At 67.5% G+C, this 22,004-nt stretch carries 18 protein-coding genes; 5 read left to right on the top strand and 13 right to left on the bottom strand.

Features of this window, described 5'->3' with window-relative positions:
- Window positions 1-304: 304 nt before the first annotated feature.
- The 12 genes from J2W45_RS16040 to J2W45_RS15985 all read right to left on the bottom strand — a co-directional run bounded on the left by J2W45_RS16040 (window position 305) and on the right by J2W45_RS15985 (window position 16,306).
- Window positions 305-1,618 (bottom strand): L-fuconate dehydratase, encoded by a 1,314-nt coding sequence (locus tag J2W45_RS16040; RefSeq protein WP_310133832.1) that lies wholly within the window; start codon window positions 1,616-1,618, stop codon window positions 305-307.
- A gap of 8 nt (window positions 1,619-1,626) precedes the next feature.
- Window positions 1,627-3,255 carry a GH39 family glycosyl hydrolase gene (locus tag J2W45_RS16035; RefSeq protein ID WP_310133831.1) on the bottom strand — a complete coding sequence of 543 codons (1,629 nt, stop codon included), beginning with the start codon at window positions 3,253-3,255 and terminating at the stop codon, window positions 1,627-1,629.
- A gap of 52 nt (window positions 3,256-3,307) precedes the next feature.
- Window positions 3,308-6,559, bottom strand: a complete 3,252-nt coding sequence (locus J2W45_RS16030; RefSeq protein ID WP_310133830.1) for a glycoside hydrolase family 2 TIM barrel-domain containing protein — start codon at window positions 6,557-6,559, stop codon at window positions 3,308-3,310.
- 77 nt (window positions 6,560-6,636) lie between these two features.
- Window positions 6,637-7,050 carry an RbsD/FucU family protein gene (locus J2W45_RS16025; RefSeq protein ID WP_310133829.1) on the bottom strand — a complete coding sequence of 138 codons (414 nt, stop codon included), beginning with the start codon at window positions 7,048-7,050 and terminating at the stop codon, window positions 6,637-6,639.
- Window positions 7,047-8,105 carry an aldo/keto reductase gene (locus J2W45_RS16020; protein ID WP_310133828.1) on the bottom strand — a complete coding sequence of 353 codons (1,059 nt, stop codon included), beginning with the start codon at window positions 8,103-8,105 and terminating at the stop codon, window positions 7,047-7,049. Before J2W45_RS16020 ends, J2W45_RS16025 begins: the two co-directional genes overlap by 4 nt.
- A gap of 21 nt (window positions 8,106-8,126) precedes the next feature.
- Window positions 8,127-9,677, bottom strand: a complete 1,551-nt coding sequence (locus J2W45_RS16015; protein ID WP_310133827.1) for an alpha-L-fucosidase — start codon at window positions 9,675-9,677, stop codon at window positions 8,127-8,129.
- Between the two features lie 67 nt (window positions 9,678-9,744).
- Window positions 9,745-11,295 carry an alpha-L-fucosidase gene (locus J2W45_RS16010; RefSeq protein WP_310133826.1) on the bottom strand — a complete coding sequence of 517 codons (1,551 nt, stop codon included), beginning with the start codon at window positions 11,293-11,295 and terminating at the stop codon, window positions 9,745-9,747.
- A 20-nt stretch (window positions 11,296-11,315) separates the two neighbouring features.
- Window positions 11,316-12,185 (bottom strand): carbohydrate ABC transporter permease, encoded by an 870-nt coding sequence (locus J2W45_RS16005; protein ID WP_310133824.1) that lies wholly within the window; start codon window positions 12,183-12,185, stop codon window positions 11,316-11,318.
- Window positions 12,178-13,137 carry a carbohydrate ABC transporter permease gene (locus J2W45_RS16000; protein ID WP_310133817.1) on the bottom strand — a complete coding sequence of 320 codons (960 nt, stop codon included), beginning with the start codon at window positions 13,135-13,137 and terminating at the stop codon, window positions 12,178-12,180. Before J2W45_RS16000 ends, J2W45_RS16005 begins: the two co-directional genes overlap by 8 nt.
- On the bottom strand, window positions 13,134-14,405 hold the full coding sequence (locus J2W45_RS15995; RefSeq protein WP_310133815.1) for an extracellular solute-binding protein: 1,272 nt from the start codon (window positions 14,403-14,405) through the stop codon (window positions 13,134-13,136). The genes J2W45_RS16000 and J2W45_RS15995 overlap by 4 nt, the downstream gene beginning before the upstream one ends.
- Before the next feature lie 90 nt (window positions 14,406-14,495).
- The gene (locus tag J2W45_RS15990; RefSeq protein ID WP_310133813.1) at window positions 14,496-15,482 is read right to left on the bottom strand and encodes a Gfo/Idh/MocA family protein; all 987 of its coding nucleotides are present in this window, start codon (window positions 15,480-15,482) and stop codon (window positions 14,496-14,498) included.
- A complete protein-coding gene (locus J2W45_RS15985) occupies window positions 15,479-16,306 on the bottom strand; it encodes a sugar phosphate isomerase/epimerase family protein (RefSeq protein WP_310133812.1) in 828 nt (275 codons plus the stop codon). Before J2W45_RS15985 ends, J2W45_RS15990 begins: the two co-directional genes overlap by 4 nt.
- A gap of 100 nt (window positions 16,307-16,406) precedes the next feature.
- Between J2W45_RS15985 and J2W45_RS15980 the strand changes: the two genes are divergently transcribed.
- From J2W45_RS15980 to J2W45_RS15960, 5 genes are all read left to right on the top strand, one after another.
- The gene (locus J2W45_RS15980; RefSeq protein WP_310133810.1) at window positions 16,407-17,441 is read left to right on the top strand and encodes a LacI family DNA-binding transcriptional regulator; all 1,035 of its coding nucleotides are present in this window, start codon (window positions 16,407-16,409) and stop codon (window positions 17,439-17,441) included.
- Complete coding sequence (locus J2W45_RS15975) at window positions 17,438-18,160, top strand: SDR family oxidoreductase (RefSeq protein WP_310133809.1); 723 nt, start codon at window positions 17,438-17,440, stop codon at window positions 18,158-18,160. Before J2W45_RS15980 ends, J2W45_RS15975 begins: the two co-directional genes overlap by 4 nt.
- A 46-nt stretch (window positions 18,161-18,206) precedes the next feature.
- Entirely contained in the window at window positions 18,207-18,944 is a 738-nt protein-coding gene (locus tag J2W45_RS15970; RefSeq protein ID WP_310133807.1) for an SDR family NAD(P)-dependent oxidoreductase, read from the top strand.
- Between the two features lie 49 nt (window positions 18,945-18,993).
- Window positions 18,994-19,974, top strand: coding sequence for an NAD-dependent epimerase/dehydratase family protein (locus J2W45_RS15965; RefSeq protein WP_310133806.1), 981 nt, complete (start codon window positions 18,994-18,996; stop codon window positions 19,972-19,974).
- 139 nt (window positions 19,975-20,113) lie between these two features.
- The gene (locus J2W45_RS15960) at window positions 20,114-21,109 is read left to right on the top strand and encodes a LacI family DNA-binding transcriptional regulator (protein WP_310133804.1); all 996 of its coding nucleotides are present in this window, start codon (window positions 20,114-20,116) and stop codon (window positions 21,107-21,109) included.
- A gap of 29 nt (window positions 21,110-21,138) precedes the next feature.
- Here the strand turns inward: J2W45_RS15960 and J2W45_RS15955 are convergent, their stop codons facing one another.
- Entirely contained in the window at window positions 21,139-21,900 is a 762-nt protein-coding gene (locus J2W45_RS15955) for a D-arabinono-1,4-lactone oxidase (protein ID WP_310133802.1), read from the bottom strand.
- Between the last annotated feature and the right edge of the window lie 104 nt (window positions 21,901-22,004).

Here is a 22,004-nt window from a genome sequence, read left to right as displayed (position 1 = left end):
TATTGGACACTGTCCTTGTAGCGCCCCATCTGCATTCGTTGGCACAGACTTACCGTGGAGCCACCGCAATCGGGATCAGCCACGGTCGCATCGCGCGCGTCAGCAGCGCGGATTTCGCACACGATTGGATGGCACGCGAGAGGATTCAACTACCCGCCGGCTCAACACTTCTGCCTGGTCTGGTCGTCGGCCATGAGATCGTCGGTAGCGCGGCTGCCGGATCTGGGGCTCTCTGCCAGGAGGCCAGCAAGCCCACCAGGGCCCCAACCGCCAGAGTTGCCAGAATTTTCGACAATCTCGATCGCTATAGGGAAGGGGCGGGTTGAAGCCAGGAGCTTCCGTCCGGGTACGAATACTGCGCGACGGACTCGTCGAACATCTCGGCGCTGTACCCGGGCTTCGACGGGAGCGTGTAGTTGCCGTCGACGACGATGCACGGGTCGGTGAAGTGTTCGTGGAGGTGATCCACGAACTCGGTCACCCGGTTCTCCAGAGTCCCCGAGACCGCGACGTAGTCGAAGATGGAGAGGTGCTGGACCAGTTCGCACAGTCCGACACCGCCGGCGTGCGGGCAGACCGGCACGCCGAACTTCTTCGCCATCAGATACACGGCCAGGATCTCGTTGACGCTCGCCAGCCGCGCGGCATCGAGTTGGCAGAAGTCGATGGCTTCCGCCTGGAACATCTGCTTGAACAAGACCCGGTTCATGCCGTGCTCACCCGTGGCGACCCCGATGGGCGCGACGGCCTTCCGGACGGCGGCATGGCCGAGGACATCGTCCGGACTCGTCGGTTCCTCGATCCACAGCGGCGTGAACTCGGCGAGCCGCTGCACCCATTCGATGGCCTCCGGCACATCCCACACCTGATTGGCGTCGATCATGAGCGCGGCATCCCAGCCGATGACCTCGCGTGCGATCCGAAGCCGACGGATGTCGTCATCCAGGTTTGCGCCGACCTTGAGCTTCACGTGCCGGTAGCCCGCATCGACCGCCTCCCTGAGCAGACGACGGAGCTTGTCGTCGCTGTAGCCGAGCCAGCCGGCACTGGTGGTGTAGCAGGGATAGCCTCCGCGTGCTTCGAGCTCGGAGATGCGCCGAGCGCGGGTCGGCGCCATCTCGGCGAGGATGTCGATCGCCTCGTCGCGAGTGAGCGCGTCGGACAGGTACCGGAGGTCTGCGGCGCCGACGAGCTCCTCCGGTGTCATCTCCGCCAGGAGACGCCACAGCGGCTTGCCTGCGTGACGGGCGGCGAGATCCCAGACGGCGTTCATGACGGCGGCCATCGCCAGGTGCACGACGCCCTTCTCCGGGCCGAGCCAGCGCAACTGGGTGTCGGACGCGAGCAGACGATATGTTGCGCCGAGATCGCCGACGACCTCCTCCACCGAGCGGCCGATCAGCGGAAGCGCCCGCTGGCGAGCGGCCTCGACGCACAGGTCGTTTCCACGGCCGATCGTGAACGTGAACCCGAACCCGCTGAGCTCGGCGTCATCCGTGTCGAGCACGACGTAGGCGGCCGAGTAGTCGCCGTCCTTGTTCATCGCGTCCGAGCCGTCGAGACTGAGCGACGTGGGAAAGCGCACGTCGTAGACGCGGGCGCCGGTGATCGTGGTCACGGTGGGGCCTACAGTGCGAAGACCGACGCCACGGCCCACGGGGCCAGAGCGAGGTCGATCTCGAGGGTCCCGTTCTCCGAGGCGATCAGGGTCTGCCGCTGAAGAGCGTCGCCCTGCTCGCGCAGGTAGGTGGCCTGGGCACGGGAGAGGTTGAGGGGGCGGCCAATGGCACTCCACGCTTCGGCCGCGTCGCCGTGCCCGGGGGCGAGGATCTCGACCGCGAAGACGGCGCCCGGCTCCAGGCCGCCGATGGTGTGCCGCACGCGCTCGTCGGCACCAATTCCGATCAGATCGCGCGTCGCCGCATAGGAGGTGCGCGAGCCGACCGAGCGGCCGTTCATGTCGTCGGGATAGTTGTAGAAGACCGCGGCCAGCTTTCCCGTCGCACTGTGCTGCGAGACGACGCCGCGTTCTGTGGAGGCGATCAGCCGATCGCCCAGCCGGTTCAGCATCTCGAAGGCGTGGAAGGTCGGCTTGTGGATGCCCTGCTCGTTCACCAGGCCGAATCCGCCGTGGAACGGACCGATCCCGGCGCCGCCCTCCTCGAAGATGTCGGTGAAGGTCCAGTAGGAGATGGAGTCGGCCAGGTCTGCGCAGCGGAGATAGGCCCGCGTGATGTAAGTGGCGGCGAACACCGTGTCGTGGATGTGGTCACGGCTCGACGGTGAGCTCGACCACTCGGTGATGTGCACCTCCGCGCCCGGGTAGGCGCTCTGGCCGATCAGCTGCCGAAGCAACGTCAAGTCGTCCGAGGTTGCATCCGCGTAGCGGGTGAGACTGACGGCCTCGCCGTTGGCTCCGAAGGCGAAGTCGGTGGGGTACAGGTGCGTCGAGATGAAGTCGACCGGGAGCTCCCGCTCAGCGCACCAGGCAAGGAAGTCCTCGATCCACACCGGCCGCCAGTCCAGTGCGTCCGGGTCGGATGCTGCGGCGGTGGCGTGCTCAGCCGAGCGGTCCTCGGTCTCTCCCGCGTACCGCTCGTCCGGCACGAAGACGCTGGTCGACGGGCCGCCGACCTTGAGTTCGGGATCGATGGCCTTGATGGCCTGCACCGTCCGGGCATACAGCTCGAAGTACTCGGTCTTCGTTCCGGTCCAGAAATGCGGAACGAGGTTGGGTTCGTTCCAGACCTCGAACCGCCACTCCCGCACTTCGGCGAGACCGTAGCGCTCGATCCAGTGCTCCACCGAACGCACCACCAGTTCCACCCAGCGATCCATGTCCTTCGGCGGGCTGCAGTGCGCACCCCACCAGAACACCGTCTCGGTCTGGGTGGCGAGCTCGCGCGGCATGAAGCCGAGCTCGACGAACGGCCGCACCCCCAGATCGATCAGGAAGTCGAACACCTTATCCACATAGGAGAAAGTGTGCACCGGGGTCTCGAGAGGCACATCCGGCCCGAAGCCTCCGCCATAGGAGCCGCGGTATACGAACATGTCGTCGTGGAAGACGCCGTGGAAGCGGAGGTAGCGGAACCCGAGGCGATCCACGGCCTCACGGAACTGCTGCTGCCAGTCGGCCCGAAGCGCTTCATTGGCCCGGCCCGCCCCCGCGCAGAGGCTCCAGACGGGCGGGAGAACGGTCGACTCGGTGACGCGGTCGTCGACAGTGATGACGGGAAGCGAGGCGGGTGCCATGGGAATGATCTCCAGATGGTGGTGTGGGGAAACTGTGGGTGTGGAGCGACGATCACACGTCGACTTCGTGCACGTACTGCGTCGCCAAAGCCGCCGGATCCTGCCCTTCGCGAAGGGGAAGGACGCGGTAGAGGAGGGCATACGGTCCTTTGTCCGGCGTGTTGCTGTACTTGTCCGGGCGCGTCAGCAGGTCCCAGTTGCCGCCGAGGACGCCTTCCTGCGCAGCGTCTACGCGAACGACGGTCCGCCACGATTCCGGAACCTCGTGCCAGTGACGGTGTCCGGCGAGTTCAGCCGGACTGCTCGGTTGGACGTTGAGGTACATGCTTCCCTCAGCCACCAGCAGCAATCCCCTGCCGGCATCGTCGGTGACGGCAGCCCAGCGGGTATCGGCCTTGTTGCCCGTGTCCTGCGGCCGGCTGTATCGCGTGACCTGATCGGCGACCGATCCCGAGTATCGTCCGAAGAAGGCGGAACTCCGCCGGTCAGCGGTCGACTCCCACGGGCCGCGGCCGTACCATTCGACGGTTGCGAATTCTGCCCGAAGCCCGAATGTCGTACCGACGACCTGCGGATTGGGCGTGCCGGGTACCGGCTCGAACGTCGACAGCACATCCACCTGCCCGTTGCCGTAGATGGTGTACACGATCGACTGCGGCGAGGTGGTGATGCGCTGGCTGGGACGGAACGGCTTCGTGGTGGTGACGCTTCCGCGCACGGTTACGCGGACACCACCAGCAAAGGACGACGTTTCGATCTCGCTAACGGCCCAGTCTTCCCCGACGCCGCGCCACGGTCCGGACGGCTCCGGCAGGGTCGCTCTGAATTCGGGTATCGACAGCTCCGGATCGTTCGGGGCACGCCAGTAGTTCGGCATCAGGTCGCTCGCCAGCATTTCGCGGCCGTCGTATCGCAAAGACGTCAGCCGGCCGGTGGAGCGGTCGATCCTGACCGCGTAGCCTTCGCCGGCCACCTCGATCGATTCCTGTGACTCGCGGACGTGCGGCGAGGGGAGCTCCGCCGACGGAATGAGCGGAGGAGCGGTCGCGACGACGGGAAGGGCATACTGTGCGCGCGCCACGACGTGGCCCGTCTCCGCCCACGACGTAGGAGCGTCGAGAACGATCGAGAGCTCCAGCCGGTATTCGGAACCCGCCCGCAGCTGCTCCGGCAGCGAGCACGGAAGTGTGATGTCCGCCGTTTGCAACGGTCCTATCGGGAGCTCATGGCCGGGGATCGTTCCGCTTCCGATCGCATTTCCATCCTCCGTGACCGCCCATTCCAGTCTGTGACCATCCAGGCTCGTGAACAGGTACTCGTTCGTGATCCTGACGGTCCAGGTGTCCAGGTCCGAGAGGGCGAAGCTCACCGGCTGGTAGGCCAGCTTGGCCTCCTCTACCTTCGGTGTCGGTGTTCGGTCGGACAGCAGCAGGCCGCTCATGTGTGCGCCTTCTTCGTTGGGATCGTCGCCCCAGTCCCCGCCGTAGGCGAGGAATTCCTCGTCCGGCCGTCCAGGGACCTTCCACCACAGCCCCTTGTCGGCCCAGTCCCACAGGAAGCCACCCAGCACCTGGCCCGGATTCTCGCGGATGGCCGCCCACGTCTCATCCAAATAGCCAGACGTGTTCCCCTGGCTGAACGCGTACTCGACGAGCAGGTAGGGCCTCGGATCGCGGCCGGCCCGGTCGATCAGCTCGGGCACCGGCGGGTAGAAGTCACCGTCGAAGTCGGAGATGTCCGAGGGAACGATCGGCGAGCCGGAGCCGTTCGGATCCTGATAGCTCACCGGGCGGGTCGGATCGTACCCCTTGGCCCAGTCGTACATGGCCTTCAGGTTCGAGCCGACTCCTGACTCGTTCCCGATCGACCAGGCGATCACGCACGCGTGGTTCTTGTCGCGGTCGACCAGATTCCGCATCCGCCACAGCAGGGGCGCCCGAAGTTCCGGGCGATCGCCCGGGATATTCGGTCGCCCTTCCGTGTCGACGCGGTTGATGTGGGTCTCGTTGTTCGCCTCATCGAACACGTACAGTCCGTACGCGTCGGCGAATTCGTACCACCGCGGGTCGTTCGGGTAGTGGGAGGTGCGGACGGCGTTGATGTTGTTCTGCTTCATCAGACGGATGTCGGCGACCATGTCGGCCGCGCTGAGGGTGCGACCGGTTCGCGGATTCCACTCGTGTCGATTGACGCCTCGAAGCGAGATCGGCCTCCCATTGATCCGGTACACGCCGTCGACGATCTCGACGCGACGGAAGCCGACGCGGGTGGAGACGCGATCCACGACCGCACCTTCCGCGTCGCAGAGTTCGACGACCAGTGTGTACAACTCCGGGCGCTCAGCGGACCAGAGCCGAGGCGACACCACCGGCTCCGTGAGCGCCGCGGACACATCGCGACCGAGAGCCACCGGCTCAACCCGGGCGGATCGCGACCAGACCTCGACAGCCCCCGCATCCGTTCCGTCGAAGAGCGTCGCCCTGACCTGGAAGTCCTCCCCCGTGTGCGCACCGGAGTAGTCCCGCACCTCGACGGCCAGCTCGAGTGCCGCCTCGGAGAAGTCGTCAGCGAGCGGAGTCCTGACGGTGAAGTCCCGGATGAGGACCGGCGGGCGCGAGACCAGAAGCACACTGCGGAAGATGCCCGAGAGCCGCACATTGTCCTGGTTCTCCAGGTAGGACCCCGTCGACCACCGGTAGACCTCGACGGCCACCACATTGCGCCCGGTGTGCACGTACGGGGTCAGGTCGAACTCGCCACGGGTATAGCTGTCTTCGCGGTATCCGATCCGCTGGCCGTTGATCCACACGTAGTACGCGGACTCCACGCCCTCGAACTGGATGAACGTGCGTCGGCCGGCCCAGCCCTCAGGGAGTTCGAACGTCGTCCGGTACTGGCCGACCGGGTTGTAGCGCGTGGGGGCGTGCGGGTAATCGCCGGTGGGAGCGGGCTGCTCGTTTTTGCCGTTGGCGCCGGTCCAGGGCAGGACCGTGTTGACCCCGATCGGGTAGTCGTACCCGTGCAGTTGCCAGCTCGAGGGAACGGGGATGAGGTCCCAGCCCGTATCGTCGGTGCTCTCGTCAGCGAAGGCGGGCAGTCGCGATTCCGGGTTCGGGGACCACCGGAACTTCCAGTCTCCGTCGAGGCTGAGCAGGAAGGGCGATGCCGAGCGGTCTGCCTGCACCGCCCGCGTCAGCGTGTCGTACGTCACGAGAGTGGCATGAGCGGGTTCACTCCCCCATTCGAAAACCGTGGGGTCGTTCCACTCGGGCGTCGCAGTCATTGTCTCCTCGAATCCGGTCATATGTTCAGGCGCGGCTGCTTAGGCCGCTTTCGCTCAGTCGAGTGGCTTTGCAGCGTCGGACGGGAAGCCCTACCGCGTCAGCGCAGACCGATCGTGAGCAGCAGGTTGCCGTACAGGCGTTCGTCCCCGGTGGCGATGACGACGCCGACGTCGGGAGAGCGCACGCGGTCGTAGAACGCGAACCGGTCGACTCTCTCCATGGGCACGTCCGGGCCGAGCCTGCGTTCATAGTCCTCCTGCGCCGGGGCGGCGACCCCGGGCGGGGTCTGCATCACGGTCGCCGATTCGATGTTGACGACGGTGAGCACGGCGTCGAGCACCGATGCGACGTCGAGCAGGCCGGGACGCAGATTGAGATGGATGAGGCGCACGCCCGGTCCGGTGGCGGTCAGGTACGGGTAGTTCCCGTCGGCGATCAGCACCCCGGAGCCGTGGCCCGACGAGGCGAGCGCCTCCAGGAGCGGAGGATGGACGAGCGGGCCGGTGATCATGCGGACACCTCCGCTGCCGCGCGGCCGGCCGCGCGATCCGCGGCGTAACCATCCCAGCTCGGGATCGTGCCGTCGACGTCCCACAGGTCCAGCCAGCTGCCGGCCCCGGGCCACAGGAACACCTGACCCTTGATGAGGCGGTTGTTCTGTTCCGCCGATCGCAGCTCCTCGAGCTCGGCAGGGGTCAGCGGGTCCTCGATGACTGACCGCAGGTTGGCGATCAGCTGCGACTCCTTCACCGAGAAGGGGATCGGGATCTGGCCGCGCTGCACCGCCCACTTCAGGCAGATCGACGCCGGATGCACGCCGTGCGCACGGGCGATCGACACCACGACGGGATGCTCCATGTCCGATACATCCGAGAGGACGCGGTCGCGTTCGGGTCGCGACGGCGAGCCCAGGGGCGAGTAGCCAACCGGCTGGATGCCGTGATCGAGGCAGAACCGGAAGAGCTCGGGCTGCTGGAAGCAGGGGTGCAGTTCCATCTCGTTCAACGCCGGTGCGATCCGCGCATCGGCGAGGATCGCCGTCAGCTTCGGGATGGTGACGTTCGAGGTCCCGAGGTGCCGCACGATCCCCTCGTCGACGAGGCCCTCCAGCGCGTGCCAGAGCGCCATGTACTCCTCGTGGATGTACGGGCGCGCGTCCGGGTCGCGGTCGGCCGCGTCGGCGAACGGTGCGTGATGGTTCGGGAACGGCCAGTGCACGAACACCGCGTCGAGCACGTCCAGGCGCAGGTCTCGCAGCGAGCGGCGGACCGACGCCACAGCCGCGTCGGGCTCGTGCGCGTCGTTCCACACCTTCGACATCACGAACAGCTCGTCACGGGGCACGCCGCTGGCGATCGCGTCCTGCAGGACCACGCCGACCTGTGCCTCGTTGCCGTACACGGACGCGCAGTCGATCAAACGGTACCCGGCTCGGATCGCGCCGGCCACGGCAGCGGCCACCTCGTCCGGCCCGTAGCGGTCGGATCCGAACGTCCCGACGCCGATCGCGGGCATCACGGCCCCGCTCGCGAGGCGGCGGGTGGGCACGGTGTCGTTCGTGGTCATGTGTGTTCTCCGTTTTCGATGTCAGAGGTTCAGGCCGTGGAAGAAGTCGATGCGCGTCTCGGCTGTCTCCGGCGCCAGCTCGATCCGCACCACGGCGCCGCCGTCTCCGCTGGTCTCGAAGGCGGGCAGCACGACCTCCAGGTGCTCTCCCGTGCGGGTCCACTCTGGCTGCTCGCGCGAGCCCAGGACCCGCACGTCGACGATCGGACGGTCGAGGAACCGGCTGCCCGACCCGAAGCTGCGGATGCGCATACGCCCGTCCTCGGGCCGCACCATCCCGATCGCGTACACGTAGTCGTGGCCGACCTCCGTCATGCGGGTGAAACGGAGGTCCTCCGGGGTGTAGACGGGTGCCGCTTCGTCGGTGAACGAACCGGCGGCGGGAGCCGTCGGTCCCTCGCCGAACACGACCCACGGGCTAGATCCGTAGATCGCCTCCCCGTGCACGGACAGCCAGTCTCCTACCGCCTCCAGCAGTACGACCTCCGACTCGGGGATCGTCCCGTCGGGACGGGGGCCGACGTTGAGCAGCAGGTTTCCGTTCTTCGACACGACGTCGACGAGCTCCTGGATCAGCTCCGAGGGGCTCTTGTAATCGTGATCCTCCACCCAGCCCCACGACGTCCGCGACACCGACGTACCGTTCCGCCAGCCATCGGGCCGGATGCCGCCCATCGTGCCGCGCTCGATATCCAGCATCGCCGAGCCCGGCGCGAACGACTCCCACTTATAGTTGATGACGACGTCGCGGCCCCACTCCGCCGCACGGTTGTAGTAGTACGCGGCGAGTCTGCGGATGTAGGGCTCGAACGACGGCTCTTCGATTCCGGTGTCGAAGGAGAGGATCTGCGGCCGGTAGGAGTCGATGATCTCGACGGTGCGCAGCAGCCAGTCCTCGAGGAACCGCTCGGTCGGGTTCATCTCCTTGCGCAGGGCCGGACCGTACAGGTCGGCGTACGCAGGGTCGCGGACGTCGGAGTCGAACTCCGCTCCCCCGTTCATGAAGAACCAGTGCTCCGCCCGGTGCGTCGACGCACCGGGGATCAACCAGGCCTGGTCGACCGCCGAGAGAAGGTCGCCCATCACGTCGCGCTGCGGGCCGACCTGGGTTACCTTCCAGCGAGAACGCGCCGTGTCGTACATCGCGTAGCCGTCGTGATGCTCGGCGACCGGCACGACGAACTGCGCGCCCGCGCGCTTGAACAGTGCGACCCATTCCTGCGGGTCGTAGTGCTCCATCCGGAAATGCGGGAGGAAGTCCTTGTAGCCGAAGCGATCCTGCGGCCCGTAGGTCGCCAGGTGGTGGTCGAACGCGGGCGTGCCGCGCCGGTACATGGTGCGCGGGTACCACTCGTTCGCGAACGCCGGCACCGAGAACGCTCCCCAGTGCAGCGAAATCCCGAACTTGGCGTCCCGGTACCACTGTGGAGGCCGGTAGCGGGACAGCGACTCCCAGGTGGCGTCGTATGGCCCGGCGTCGATGACGGCGTCGACCATCGCGAGCGCCGGACGGTTGTCCGAGACGTCGACGGGCGCAGGAAGGGTCGAGGGGTCGAGCGGTTCGAGATTCATATGTCTCCGTCGGTGCGGGTCGGCACCCTGTCGATCGCTGTCATGTGTGGTTCTCCGTTCATCGCCGTCAGATGTTGAGGCCGTGGAAGAAGTCGATGCGCGTCTCGGCAGCGGCCGGCTCCAGCTCGATGCGCACCACCGCGCCGCCGGGTCCCGAGGTCTCCGCGGACGGGAGCACGACCTCCAGGTGATCGGCCGTGCGCGTCCACTCCGGTCGCTCGGACGAGCCCAGCACGCGCACGTCCACGATCGGCCGGTCGACGAACCGGCTCCCCGACCCGAAGCTGCGGATGCGCATGCGGCCGTCCTCCGGCCGCACCATCCCGATCGCGTAGACGTAGTCGTGGCCGACCTCCGTCATCCGGGTGAAACGGAGGTCCTCCGCCGTGTACACCGGTGCGGCGGCGTCGGTGAACGATCCGCCGGCGGGAGCGGTCGGCCCCTCGCCGAAGACGGTCCAGGGGCTGGAACCGTAGATCGCCTCGCCGTGAACGGCCAGCCAGTCGCCGACCGCCTCCAGCAGCGCGACCTCCTCCTCGGCGATGGTCCCGTCGGGCCGCGGGCCGACGTTCAGCAGCAGGTTCCCGTTCTTGGCGACGACGTCGACGAGTTCCTGGATGAGTTCGGACGCGTCCTTGTACTCGTGCCCTTCGACCCAGCTCCACGACGTCCGCGACACGGAGGTGTCGTTCTGCCAGACGTCGTCGCGGATGCCGCCCATCGTGCCGCGCTCGATGTCGAGCACCGCGGATCCGGGGGCGAACGCATCCCACTTGTAGTTGATGACCACCTCGCGGCCCCATTCGGCGGCCCGGTTGTAGTAGTACGCGGCGAGGCGGCGGATGTAGGGCTCGAACGACGGCTCCTCGATGCCCGTGTCGAAGTACAGGATCTGCGGACGATACGAGTCGATGATCTCGACCGTGCGCAGCAGCCAGTCCTCGAGGAACCGCTCGGTCGGGTTCATCTCCTTGCGCAGGGCCGGCCCGTACAGGTCGGCGTACGCAGGGTCGCGGACATCGGAGTCGAACTCCGCTCCCCCATTCATGAAGAACCAGTGCTCGGCCCGGTGCGTCGAGGCACCGGTGACGAGCCAGGACCGGTCGACGGCCGACAGCAGGTCGCCCATCACGTCGCGCTTCGGCCCGATCTCCGTGACCTTCCAGCGCGAACGGGCGGTGTCGTACATCGTGTAGCCGTCGTGATGCTCCGCGACCGGCACCACGAACTGCGCGCCCGCCCGCTTGAACAGGGCGACCCACTGCTCGGGGTCGTAGCGCTCCATCCGGAAGTGCGGCAGGAAGTCCTTGTAGCCGAAACGATCCTGCGGCCCGTAGGTCGCCACGTGGTGCTCGAACGCGGGTGTCCCCCGCCGGTACATGGTGCGCGGGTACCACTCGTTGCCGAACGCCGGCACGGAGAAGGCCCCCCAGTGGAGGAAGATGCCGAACTTCGCGTCGCGGTACCACTGCGGCACGCGATACCCCGAGAGCGACTCCCAGGTGGCGTCGAACGGGCCGGCGTCGATGACGGCGTCGACCTGCGCGAGCGCGGCGCGGTTGTCCGACACGTCGACGGGCGCGGGCAGGGTCGAGGGGTCGAGTGGTTCCAGGTTCACGTGTCTCCGTCCGTCGCGGCTCAACGGCCGCCGAAGGCGCCCGCGCCGATCGCGGCCACCAGTTGTCTCTGTGCGAACGCGACGACGAGCACCACGGGGGCGATCGTCATCACGCACGCGGCCATGAGCAGCTGCCATTGCGTGCCGGTCTGGGTCGTGAATCCGGCGATCCCGATCGGGATGGTCCACTTCTCCGCGCTGTTGAGGATGATCAACGGCCAGAGGAAGCTGTTCCAGCTGCCCAGGAAGGCGAAGATCGCCAGAACCGAGAGCGCCGGCCGCACGAGCGGCACGATGACGCTGATCAGGATGCGCCAGGTGGATGCGCCGTCGAGACGGGCGGCCTCCTCCAGCTCCGCGGGGATCTGCAGCATGAACTGCCGGAGCAGGAACGCGCCGAAGGCCCCGAACAGACCCGGCAGGATGAGAGCCACCCAGGTGTCGGCCAGTCCGGCCTGGTCGAAACCGAGGAACAGGGGGACGACGGCGACCTCGCTCGGCAGCGTCAGCGTGATGACGAACAGGAGGAAGATCGCGCTGCGTCCGGGGAAGCGCAGCCGCGCGAACGCGAACGCCGTGAGTGTCGCCACGATCAGGGTGAGCACCGTCGAGATGGCCGCGACGACCAGGCTGTTGATCATCAGCCGCCCGAAGTCGACCTCGGTCCAGGCGTCCACGAAGTTGGACCAGAGCACCTTCGAGCCGATGAAGGTGATCTGCGCCGCGAACACCTCGTTCGCCGGCTTCAGCGCGGTGAAGAACGTCCAGATCAACGGGAACGAGAACACCAGCGCGAACAGCCACGCCGCCGTGGTGTTCGCCGCGAACCCGATGGTCCTCCCGCGACGGCGCCAGCGCGAGCCGGGGGCCGGGAGCCGGTTCTCAGTCATAGTGGACCCACTTCCTCTGTCCCCAGAGTTGGAACAGCGTGAAGACCGCGATGATCACGAACAGGACGGTCGCGATGGCCGACGCATAGCCCAGCTGGTTGTTCGTGAAGGCGGTCTGGTAGAGGTACAGCATGATCGTCATCGTGCTGTTGCCCGGGCCCCCGCCGGTGATCACGTAAGCCTGGGCGAAGGTCTGCCAGGCGCCGATCACGGTGAGCACGGTGGTGAAGAACAGGGCAGGGCTGACCAGCGGCAGCGTGATCGAGAAGAAGCGACGGAACCGGCCCGCCCCGTCGATCCGCGATGCAGCGATGACGTCGGGGCTGATCGAATCGATACCAGCGCCGAGCACGATCATGTTGTACCCGAAGGACTGCCAGAGCGAGACGCCGATCACGACGGCCAGCGCCCAATTCCCGTCGCTAAGCCACGGGATCGGGGCCAGTCCGATCCCCGCCAGCGCCTGGTTCACGGCGCCGTCCTTCTGGAACAGCAACCGGAAGACCGCGGCGTTCGCCACCATCGGTGACAGCGCCGGGATCAGGAAGATCACGCGGAGCCAGTTGCGGCCCGCGATGCGCGTCTTCAGCCACAGCGCCATCGCCATCGAGATCGCGATGTTGGCCGGGACGTAGATGAGCACGAAGATCGCGGTCACCAGGACGCTGTTGAGGAACTGCGGGTCGCTCAGCAGCCGGACGTAGTTCTCCGTGCCGGTGAACTGGGTGCCTCCCAGCAGGGTCGAATCCGAGAAACCCAAGATCAGCGAGGCGACCTGCGGAATGACGATGAATACTGCCAGGCCGATGAGCCCGGGGAGCACGAAGACCCACCCCACCCAGCGGGGGCCCCCGAGGAGCCGGCGACGAAGCCGGCCCCTCGGACGCTCCGGTTGGGCGACGGACCCCTCGGAGACCTCTTCCTCCGCACGGTCCAGACGCACGAACGTCATTGCCCGAGGCCGGCCTTCACCTGCTGCAGCACTTCGGCGACCGTGTTCTTGCCCGAGAACGCATTCACCTCGTACTGCGTCAGAAGGGTGTCGATCTGAGCCTGGTTCGAAGGAACAGGCGACGGAGTCGCGTCACCGGTCATCTGCTTGATGACCGCGGTGAATTCCGGCGACCCGACGTTCTTGGACCAGGCATCGAGCGAGTCGAGCCGTGCCGGGACGGAAGCCTGCGACTTCGTTACGAAGTCCAGCCCGCTCTTGCTCGTCATCGCCTCGATGGCCTTGAACGCCTTCTGCTTGTCACCGCACGTCTTCGTGATGCCGAAGCCCGAACCGCCGATGAACCCCTTCGAAGTGCCGCTCTTGCTCGGAATGACCGCGATGCCGACGTTGTCCTTGCCGAGACTCTGCTGGGCGTGCTGCAGATCCCACAGTCCCTGCATCTCCATGGCCGACTGACCGGTGTTGAACGCGTCGATGTCCGGGAAAGTGCCGCCCGCGGCCGCCTCGAGCGGCTTCGCCACCTTGTACTTGTTCGACAGGTCGACGAGCAGTTGCAGCGCGTCGCGGAAGTTCGGGTCGTCGAGCTTCGGGCCCTTCTCGTCTGCCCAGGGGTGGCCATCAGCCGCCATGAGGGTGCTGATGGGGTTCGAGCCCTGCGGGATCGCGAAGCCGTACACGCCGTTCCGCGTGGTCGCCTTCGCTGCAGCGATGAAGTCGTCGGTCGTCCAGTTGTTGGTGGGCTCAGCCACCCCGGCGTCCTTGAACATCTTCTTGTTGTAGAGGACAACGGTCGGACCGGCATTGAACGGGATGGAGTAGAGCTTGCCGTCGACGCTGAGCTGCTCGAGCATCGCCGAGCTGTACGCCGACAAGTCGACCTTGTTCTTCTTCGCCAGGTCGTCCAACGGCTCCAGCCCCTGCACGTACTGGCCCACCCGGCCGTTCTGGAACGTGACCAGGCACGGCGCGCTGCTGCTCCGCATCACGGTGGGCAGCTTGGTGTAGTAGTCACCGATCGGCGGGCCGGAGAAGCTCACTGCCATGTCTGGGTCGGCGTGCTTGCCTCCGGCGATGTAGTCGCTCCACTGCTGCTTGTCGGCCTTGCCGCCGATCCACGTGTACATCTTCAGCGTCTTGCCGTCGAGGCCCGACGTTCCACCGCCGCCGCCGGAACAGGCGGCGAGAGCGAGGGCCAGAACGCTCGCGACCGCGACGGCGACGCCGACGCGTCCCCGTCGCCTCGGGCTTTTCAACCGTGACTTCATGAACTCCTCCTTGAGTATGAGAGCGAAACGTTACGACTTCAGTGATGGTAAGAGCACCAGGAATGCGAAGTCAATAGATAACACCGGTCACTAAACGTTTCGTTCGCTCGGTTTCAGCAGATCGTGCGCCAGGATGGTCTCGGCGACGGTCATCGTCTTCAGCGCATCGCCGAAGTGCGACGAGGGAAGACGGCGCGAACGCACCGCCTCGATGAATTCGGCGCTCTTGGCGAGGAAGCCTCCGCGGACATGGAGGTCCGGCGAGCCCGCCACCTCGCCGGCATCGAGCTCCTCCCGCCCCTCCGCGTCCCAGATGGTGGCCCCGACCTCGAGGTCGCCTTCCGCCATGATCCCCGGCCCGTGCACCTCCACGCCGAACGTCCTGCGGCCGCTCGTCCAGTTCGTGATCATCACCCCGACGGCGCCCGTGTCGAACTCGAGCGTCGCCGCGACGAAGTTGATCTCGTCGACGATGACCCTGCGCGTCACATCCGAGACGGCGACGACCTCGCCGCCGCAGAGGTGCCGGAGGGTGTCGATCACATGGACGCCGTCGTCCATCATCCTGTCGCGTGCCGACACCATCGGGGTCGGATCGTTCTTGTAGAACCGGCACACGGCATGGACGACCTCGCCCCGCTCGCGGACCCGCCCGACCATGCGCTCCAGGAGCGCGGACGAACGCCGCTGGAAGCCGACCTGGGTGATGCAGTTGTTCTCGTCGGCGAGACGGGCGAGCGTTCTCGCCTGGTGGACGGTCAGGCCCAGCGGCTTCTCGACGAAGAGGTCGAGCCCGCGAGTCAGGCAGTCACACCAGATGCCGAACATGAGTTCGGGGGGACCGATGACATAGACGGCATCCGGGCGCGTCTCGTCGAGCATCGCCGACCAGTCGTCGAACAGAGCGGAGATGCCCCAGCGCTCGCCGGTCGCCCGGAGGCGCTCCGGTGAGAGGTCGCAGATACCCACGATCTCCACGTCGGGCAGCGACGACAACGACGGGTAGTGGACGAGGTTCGCCATCTGGCCGGCGCCGATGACGGCAACGCGCACCGGCCGGGTGCCGCCGGCGGTCATCGGGCCACTCCGGCGCCGGCCGCGGCCCGCAGACTCTGCGCGTATTCGAGATCGCGCGTCACCTTCGCCACGAGGTCGCTCTCGTCGGTGTACTCGGCGGTGAGGCAGATCGGCCCGGCGAACCCGCGCTCCGCGAGGTAGGCGAGCGCGCGACCCCACTCCGCCATGCCGCTGCGGGCGTCGGTGAACACCGGCTCCCAGACCGGGTCCCCGAACGCGGACGCCGGTTCGTCGATCCGCTCGTAGTAGGCGCTCTTGAGATTGACGATGCCGAGCCAGGGCCAGAGCAGTTCCAACCCGTGCTCGGGCCGCTTCCTCGCGAGGGCGTCGTGAGCCGAGTCCCAGATCGCCGCGACGTGGCGGGGGTCGACATCCTGGAGCAGAGCGAAGAGCTCCGAGGAGTCGGCGATGTAGTCGTCGTAGTGCGGCTGGACGGCAACGCGGACCCCGTAGCGTTCGGCGCGCTCGGAGAGACCGGCGAGCACACGGCGGATCTCCGTACCGGTCGCGGCGTAGCCGTTCACCCCGATCGGCACCATGATCCGGATGAACGGCACGCGCGCATCCGCGCAGGCGGCGAAGGTCGCGTCATCCGTTCCGGAGGCGATGCTCGCGACCCTCACACCTGAACGCGCAAGCTCGCGCGCCGCGGCGGGCAGAGCTGTCGACACCTCGTCCGGGGTGACCTGGTAGCCGGGGCGCACCGGAAGCTCGACGGCGTCGAATCCCATCCCCGCGACCAGCTCACCGAGAGCTCCGACCTGCGGCTCGCGCCACGGTTTGGTGAAGACACTCCACGTCGTCTTCGGATCATCATGGGGCATGGCGAACTCCTTTGTCGGGACGTCGGGGGGAATTTTGTGCAACGATACAGTGGTTTGTGCAACGATACAGTGATTCCAAATCACGTCAACAGGAAGTCAGGTGAGAGCGATCGCAACGATCAGGGATGTCGCCCAGGCCGCCGGAGTCTCACCCTCCACGGTCTCGAACCTGCTCAATGCGCGCGAGCACCTCATGCAGCCGGAGACGCGCCGACGCGTGCTCGAGGCGATGGAGTCGCTCTCCTACCGGCCGAGCCGTGTGGCACAGCAGCTCCGCGGCGCCCCCAACCCCACCCTGGGTCTCATCGTCCCCTCCGTGGCCAACCCGTTCTGGGGATCGTGGGCCGCCCATCTCGAAGCGGCGTTCCACGCGCACGGACGGCAGATATACCTCTGCAACAGCGAGCGCGATCCCGAGCGCGAGCGCGCCTACGTCGAGCAGCTCTGGGCCGACGGCATCGAGCACATCGTGCTCTCCACCTCGCTCCCGTCGCTCGAACACCTGCGCCCCGCCATGGACGCGGGCGTGCAGATCATCGCGTTCGACCGCGAACATCAGCAGACGGACCCGCCCGAGCTTCTGAACGTCAGCATCGACAACGAAGCCGGCGCATGGATGGCGACGCAGCACCTCCTCGGGCGAGGTCACACCCGCATCTCCTTCGTCTCCGGTGCGATGCGCACGATCAGCCGCCAGCGGCGCTTCGCCGGCTACCGCCGGGCGCTCGACGAGAGCGGCATCCCCTTCGACGACGCCCTCGTCCCCCGCTCGCCCGACTTCGGGGACGCGGACAGCAGCCCGCTCGCACGGGACGCGGTGCACGCCCTGCTGGCGCTCGACCAGCCGCCGACGGCCCTGGTCGCCGTCAACGATATGTTCGCCCTCAGTGCATCCGCCGCCATCCGGGATGCCGGCCGCGATATCGCCGAATTCGCCGTGGTGGGCTTCGACGACATCCCGATCGGCAAGCTCGTATCGCCCGCCCTGACGACGATCCATCAGCCGCTGCGCGAGATGGCCGAGGCCGTCGTCCGGCTGACGGCCGGCGGAAGCGGCGACCGCGAGACAGGTCCGTCACTCGTCTTCCCGCCGACCCTCGTGGTGCGGGCCTCCAGCGAACGGAGAATCGCATGACCGCATCCGGAGCCCGAGTGCTCGTCGCGGGAGCAGCCGGCGGTGTCGGCCGCGCCGTCGCCCGTGCTGCGGCGGCGGACGGCGCGACCGTCCTGCTGCTCGGGCGCGACCGGAGCCGTCTCGAGGAGGTGCGAGCAGACGTTGCCGCTGTCGGCGAGACCGCGCACGTCGCGGTCGCCGACACGACCTCGGCGCCCCAGCTCAACGACGCCGTGTCATCTCTGCGGCACGACGCGGGCGGCATCGACGTCGTCGTCAACGCCGTCGGCGTCAACCTCAAGGGCCGCCGCCTGGACCAGCTCGAGATCGCCGGCTGGCGGTCGGTGCTGGAGAGCAACCTCGACTCCGCCTTCCTCCTCACGCAGGCGGTACTTCCCGGGTTCCGCGCGGACGGCGGCGGCCTGCTCATCCACATCTCCTCCGTCGCCGCTCTCGTCCCCGACATGTCGGGAGCCGCCTACCAGGCCAGTAAGGCCGGTCTCGCGGCGCTTGCGCGCGCCACCGCGCTGGAAGCCGGTGCCGACGGCGTCCGGGTCACGACGATCTCACCCGGGCTCATCGACACCGACTTCGTCCGCCACCGCCCCACCGCGCCGACGCCCGACGAACTGGCGGGGGCGCTCCGCCCGGAGGACCTCGCCGATCTGTGCCTCGCCGTCATCCGATTGCCCGCCCGGGCGACCGTCAGCGACATCGTCGTGCGGCCTTCCGCGCGCTGATCGGCGTCGACCTCCCCTGTACCGACCGACCGAGACGGATATCTCCATGACCGCACCCTCCACCGCACGAAACGTCCTGATCACCGGAGGCGCGACCGGAATCGGCCTGGGCATCGCCGAGGCGTTCCTGGACGCGCGCGACCGCGTGGCGATCACGACCAACGCCTCGCCCGTGCCCGAGCACGTGGCCGGGCGGGTCGTCGCCGAGCGGATGGATGTCACCGACAGCGCTCAGGTGAAAGCGGCCGTGGCGCGGATAGGCGAGGCGCTCGGGGGCAGGATCGACGTGCTCGTCAACAACGCCGGCGGCCTCGTCGCACGTCGTCCCCTGGAGGACGCGGACGACGAGCACTGGCACCACGTGATCGAACTCAATCTCTCCAGCGTCTTCTACGTCATCCGCGCGGCCCTGCCCGCGATGGCCGAGGGCGGCCGCATCGTGAACATCTCGTCTCTGGCGGCGCACAACGGAGGCGGCCAGGGAGCTTCGGCCTACGCTGCGGCCAAGGCCGGCGTCGAGGGCCTCACCCGCGCTCTAGCGAAGGAACTGGGGCCACGGGGGATCGCCGTCTCCGCTGTAGCCCCTGGCCTCATCCTCGAGACGCCGTTCCATGAGCGCTTCACCCCGAAAGCCGACCAGCGTGCCACCATAGCCGCCACGCCACTTCGCCGAGCCGGCACACCCGCCGATGTCGCCGCGGCGACGATGTACCTCGCGTCGGAGGCAGGCGGCTTCGCGTCGGGAACAGTGGTCGCGGTCAACGGCGCTGCCGCCTTCCACTGAGCGAAGCGACCTCCGCGCCTCCGCGGCGCCTACCGGAAAGAGAGCACACATGCGCATCGTCGTCATCGGAGCAACAGGCCACATCGGCGGCTATCTCGTGCCGCGCCTCATCCAGGATGGGCACGACGTGGTCGCGATCACGCGCGGAAACTCGGCGCCATATCGCGAGGACCCGGCCTGGGAGAGGGTCGAACGCGTGATCGCCGACCGCGAGGCGGAGGATGCCGTCGGCATCTTCGGCTCGCGCGTCGCCGAGCTCGAACCGGACGTGGTGGTGGACATGATCTGCTTCACCCCGGAGTCCGCCCGGCAGCTCGCCGATTCCCTCCGCGGACGGGCGCGTCAGCTGGTGCACGTCGGCACGATCTGGACGCACGGAACCCTCACCGAGGTTCCGGCTCCCGAGGACGCCGTCAAACAGCCCTGGGGTGAGTACGGCACCCAGAAGGAGGCGATCGAACGTCTGCTGCTGGCCGAGTCCCGACGCCAGGACGGCCTTCCGGTGGCGATCGTGCACCCCGGCCACATCTCCGGTCCCGGCTGGCCCATCATCACCCCGCAGGGCACCACCGACCTCGAGGTGTGGCGGACCCTGGCGAACGGGCGTGAGCTCCTGCTGCCGGGATTCGGGCTCGAGACCGTGCACCACGTGCACGCCGACGACGTCGCACAGCTGATCCGACTCTGCCTCGAACAACCGGACGAGGCGAACGGGGAGGCGTTCCACGCCGTCTCCGAGCGCGCACTGACGCTGCGCGGCTTCGCAGAGGAGGCGGCTCGGTGGTTCGGGGCGGAAGCGAGGCTGCGCTTCGTACCGTTCAACGAGTTCAGCGCCTCCCTTCCCGAGGAGCACCGCGATTCCGCCTTCCAGCATGTCGCCCGCAGCCACGCGATGAGCATCGAGAAGGGGAGGCGACTGCTGGGCTATGCACCGGCGTACTCCTCGCTCGCTGCCCTGGCGGAGTCGGTGGAGTGGCTCCGCCAAGCCGGCCGTCTGGGCGACGGCATCCCGCCCGTCCGATTCGGCTGAGACGCCGCCGGGTCGACATCGTCTCTCTCGGCCGAAACGATTCACGCCGCGCTGACGCTGGATTATGCTGAGCGAACGCTACGCTCAGGCATCGGCGACCGTGGAGCTTGTGGGCGGCAACACTAGGAAAGACGGGGATGTGACGACATACAAGGACATCCAGCGGGCAACGGGACTCTCGCTCGCAACGATCTCCAAGTACTACAACGGGCGAAACGTTCTCGAGGCCAATCGAGAAGCCATCGAGGCGGCGGCACGCGAGCTCGACTTCCGGCCCAACCAGTTCGCCCGGACGCTGCGCTCCCGCCGATCCCGGACGGTCGGGGTGCTGCTGCCCGCGCTCGACAACGACTTCCACCTGACGATCATCGCCGGCGTCGAGGAAGCTCTCCGCCCGCGTGGGATCAGCGTCATCGTGGCCGCCAGCCCCGACCCGAGCGAAGATCCCGTCAACCTTCTGATGGACCGGATGGTGGATGGCATCGTCGCGGTCACCCCGCCGCACGATGTGCCCGCACTGCGTGCAGCGGCCGCGCGCGTTCCGGTCGTGATGGTCGACTGGTACATCGATGACGTCGCCGCGGACGGTGTCTTCATCGACAATGCGGCGGCCGGAGCGCTCGGCGGCCGGCACCTCGTCGACCACGGCCATCGCCGTATCGGGCTCGTCGGCGGCGAACCGGTGATCTCCTCGATGCGCCTGCGCACCGAGGGGTTCGAGCGGGCACTGGCTTCCGAGGGGGTTCAGGTGGACCCGTCGCTGGAGCGTCTGGTGCCGCTGACGATCGAAGCGGGCTACCGCGCCGCCCAGGAGCTCCTGGCCCTGTGGCCGCGGCCCACCGCGCTCTTCGCCACGAACTACGAGCTCACCCTGGGCGCAGTCACGGCCGTCAACGATTCCGGGCTGCGCATCGGACGGGACATCTCGGTCGTCGGGTTCGACAGTCGGGAGCTCGCCCAGGCGCTCGTGCCGAAGCTGACGGTCATCGTGCAGCCGACTCGCAAGATCGCCAAGCACGCGGCGCGCCTGATCGCCGACCACATCGAGTCGCCGGACGAGCGCCCCGCCCCGACGATCGAATACCTCGACGCGCACCTCATTCCGGGCGCCTCCGTGACGCGCCTGGACGACTGACGCGCTCGCGCGGACAGCGGGACGTTCGGTCAGAGGGCGCCGAGGAGCCGGGTGAGGAAGGGATTGCGGAAGACGCCCTCGGGGTCGAGGCGCTCGGTGAGGGTACGAAAGTCGTCGAGTCGTGGGTAGAGGTCTGGGACGACCGTGTCTCGGTCGAGGTACAGCTTGCCCCAGTGCGGTCGGGCGCCGAGCGGCAGCAGCGCAGCCTCTAGGGCCGGCAGCACCGCCTCCACCCCGGCTTGGTCGCGCAGCCATGTGAAGTGGAGGCCGACCACGTCGGCTCCGTATGCGCTCGACAGCCAGAGGTCGTCTGCCGCGACCGTGCGGATCTCGCTGATCTGAAGCACGGGGGCGATTACTGGGGCGAGCTCGCGCACTGCACGGATGGCATCCACCGCGTGCGCCCGCGGCACGAGATACTCGGACTGGATCTCTTCGCCGTCGGAGGGTGCGAATTCGAACCGAAAATGGGCAAGCCGCTCGCTCCATGGACCGACGACGCCCAGCTGTTGCGTAGTGTCGCGGGCATCCATCGCTGGAATCATGTGCCGGGGCTCGGTGAGTGCCGGGGCGCCGAAGAAGTCGCCGCCGATAGGCGTGTCTGCGCCGTCGGGCTCCTTCAGCCAGGCGAGGGCGACCGCGTCCTCGTCCCAGGTCGTGAAGAGCGAGACGCTGTAGGCGGCGGAGGTGACGGCATCGAAGTCGTCGAGCACGACGTCCCATGGAACGCCGCCGAAGAGCCGCTGCCGGACGTCGAAGGTCGGGCGGATGTCGAGGGTGACCTGCGTCACCACTCCGAGGGCGCCGAGCGAAACGGCGGCGCCCGCTCCGCGGCCTCTCAGTCTAGAGATGTGACCGTGCAGTTCCTCGAGCAGCGCGCTAGGAAAGGTCGACC

The organism is Leifsonia shinshuensis (genome assembly GCF_031456835.1).
Lineage (GTDB): Bacteria > Actinomycetota > Actinomycetes > Actinomycetales > Microbacteriaceae > Leifsonia > Leifsonia shinshuensis_C.
Note: the sequence above shows the minus strand (reverse complement) of the source record. Positions and strands in the feature narration are given on the sequence as shown.